Raw genomic sequence first — 1379 nt, forward strand, 5'->3', positions numbered from 1 at the left:
TGTGCACGTGGTCGACAGCGGCGCCTGGACGGTGGACCACGGCGACCAGGGCGCCGCGCTCGGCGAAGCTGCGGGCCAGGGCGGCACCGATGCCGGCGCCGGCGCCGGTCACCACGACGGTGGTCTGCCGGGGATCGTCCACGCGCTGTGTCCCTCCTCGCTGGGGCTGCCTGCCGGGCAACCGCAGACTAACCGGTCGGTATGCGGTGCGGAAAGGCTCTGACAAGGGCGGATCCAAAGCGCACCGCGTTACGTCCCATAGTCGACGACTCCGGTCGACTCAGTCGGAGGTGGGTTACCTTGGCCGGTTTCAGAGCGCTTGCCGCTCAAGTACGCGACAGCAGCCGCACACCCGGAGAGCGACGGCAGGCCCTGCGCAAGTGCCTGGAGCGGTTCGCCCCCTACGGCCACCGCGCGACCTGGCACCACCTGTGCGCCCGCGCCGGGTTCGGTCCGGACGACCGTGGCCCGGACCCCGCCCGGCTGGTCGCGGCGCTGGAGGAGCTGGAGGAGGCACGGGCCGTGTGGCTGGCGTACGAGGCGGAGTTCGCCCGGCGCCGCAAGCAGCAGAAGCACTTCGGCATTCGCCAGCCGACCGCTCCCGACGCATGGCACCGGCGCACCTGGGGCGGCCGGGCGCTGCTGCCGGTGGACACGCCCGAGGCGGCGCCGCGCAGCCCGCTGGCCCTGGTGCTGCGCGGGCTGATATCCGCCAACCAGGCAGGCACCGGCGACACCGTGGGCAGGGTGGTGGTTACCCAGGGGTAGTGCGACGATGCTGCCTGGCACCGCCCGGGCCGCGGGCGGTGGGGCGCAGCGGACGGAAGGCGGACGGCGATGGCGGAGTTGCACGACCTCAGCGCGACCGAGCAGGCCCGGGAGGTGCGGGAGGGTCGGCTGTCCCCGGTCGAGTTGACCGAGCACTACCTCGCCCGGACGGAGCGTCTCGACGGCGAGCTGGGCGCCTTCCTGACACCCACCCCCGAGTTGGCCCGCAAGCAGGCGGCCGAGGCGGAGAGCACCGCCGCGGCGGCCCGCCGCGAGGGCCGGGCGCTGCCGCCGCTGTTCGGCGTGCCGGTGCCGGTGAAGGACCTCAACATGGTGGCCGGGGTGCGCTGCACGTTCGGCTCCCGTGCCTACGCCGACCACGTGCCCGACCTGGACGACCACCTGGTGACCCGGCTCCGGGCGGGCGGCACGATCATGACGGGCAAGACGAACACCCCCGAGTTCGGGCTGCCCTGCTACACCGAGAACGCGGTCGGCCCGCCCGCTCGGACCCCCTGGGACACCACGAGGTCCGCGGGCGGGTCCAGCGGGGGCGCGGCGGCGGCCGTGGCCGCCGGACTGGCGCCCGTCGCGCACGCCAGTGACGGGGG

2 protein-coding genes and 1 pseudogene are annotated in these 1379 nt (G+C 74.5%); 2 read left to right on the top strand and 1 reads right to left on the bottom strand.

The annotated features are described in order from the left end of the window. Window positions 1–142: SDR family NAD(P)-dependent oxidoreductase (locus tag ACYVE9_RS26995; protein ID WP_461030516.1), on the bottom strand; the 142-nt coding region annotated here is incomplete at its 3' end. Window positions 143–300: 158 nt separating this feature from the next. Here ACYVE9_RS26995 and ACYVE9_RS27000 point away from each other — a divergent pair. Both ACYVE9_RS27000 and ACYVE9_RS27005 read left to right on the top strand, forming a co-directional pair. Continuing rightward, a pseudogene (locus ACYVE9_RS27000) lies at window positions 301–732 on the top strand (hypothetical protein); the annotation flags it as partial. Window positions 733–837: 105 nt separating this feature from the next. Further along, the coding region (locus ACYVE9_RS27005; RefSeq protein WP_461030515.1) for an amidase family protein at window positions 838–1379 on the top strand (542 nt) is incomplete at its 3' end.

It is taken from the genome of Streptomyces sparsus (assembly GCF_054776295.1).